This window comes from Neolewinella litorea, assembly GCF_004803465.1.
Classification (GTDB): domain Bacteria; phylum Bacteroidota; class Bacteroidia; order Chitinophagales; family Saprospiraceae; genus Neolewinella; species Neolewinella litorea.
This window is the reverse complement of record NZ_SRSF01000037.1, coordinates 1-1,175: the sequence shown is the minus strand read 5'-3', so window position 1 is coordinate 1,175 and position 1,175 is coordinate 1. Positions and strand designations below refer to the sequence as shown.

At 56.1% G+C, this 1,175-nt stretch carries 2 protein-coding genes; both read left to right on the top strand.

Translation table 11 applies throughout. The annotated features are described in order from the left end of the window. Window positions 1-59: 59 nt before the first annotated feature. Entirely contained in the window at window positions 60-350 is a 291-nt protein-coding gene (locus tag E4021_RS17985) for a transposase (RefSeq protein ID WP_136460877.1), read from the top strand. A 23-nt stretch (window positions 351-373) separates the two neighbouring features. Then, on the top strand, window positions 374-1,175 hold an 802-nt coding region (locus tag E4021_RS17980; protein WP_136460875.1), incomplete at its 3' end, for a DDE-type integrase/transposase/recombinase.

Sequence of the window (1,175 nt, the reverse complement as noted above, 5' to 3'; positions counted from 1 at the left end):
TGTATTGCCCCCCTAATTGATCGGAACGGATTACAGTTCAAAAACTGTAATTTTTCACCATGTCAAAGCGCAAATTCACTACCGAAGACAAGCTGCAGATCATCAAAGAGGCTTCCGAAAAAGGCGTCAAGGTTACGCTGGAGAAGTACGACGTCTACCCGGCCACCTACTACGCTTGGCGCAAGAAGTTCTCCGAGATGGGTGAGGACGGCTTCCGCCACGGCGTCACCGTCAAGCGGCTGCGAGAGATCAAGTCCCTGGAGAAGGAGAATCGAAGTTTGAAGGAACTGGTCGCCGAACAGCAACTTCAGATCAAAGCACTAAAGGAGGCCCGCGTAAAAAAGAGCTGAGCCTGGCCGAGAAACGGGCACGGGTGCGGGACTATCAAAGCCAGGGTTTACGCCTGCGGGATGCTTTGGAAGCCTTCAACCTTACGCGCCATCAGTACTACCACCGGCCTCCGCTAACGGCTGATGGTAGCCGTTCCCGGCCAGGCGTTGCGGCCAGCACGCATACCGATCACTTCGACGAAGCGGGGATCTGCAGTCCGCGCCCGAACGCCGAGGTGGTCGAGCACATCCAGACCGTGCAGGAAGATGATGACCTGCGCTGTGGCTACAAAAGGATGACGGCCCAGTTGGAACTTCGTGGCTACCGGATCAATCGCAAGAAGGTTTACCGCCTGATGAAGCAACATCGACTTCTACTGTCCCGGGCCAAGAAACAGGGTGGCCCGTACGTCACCCACCGCTGTGCTCAGCCGGCGGAACCACTCACGCTCTTCGAGATGGACATCAAGATGTTCTGGATCGAAGAACACCGGCGCTACGCTTTCGTGCTCACCATTCTGGACACCTTCACCCGGGTTGCCCTGGACTGGCAGGTGGGCTACAGTATGAAGTGGACTCAAGTCAGGGCCGCTTGGGAGCGTATCATCGAAGGGCTTCTTCAGGAGGAAAATCTACTGGCCAAAGGAGTCCATATCGAAATCCGAAGCGATAATGGACCGCAGTTCCTGGCGGCCAAACTGCGCGAGTTCTTCTACGACAACCACCTTTGCCAGGTCTTTACCCACCCCTACACCCCGCAGGAAAATGGACACGTCGAGAGCTTTCATTCCATCCTCAGCCGGGCTACCCAAGGGGACACATTCTGGACGTTGTCGCAACTGGAGC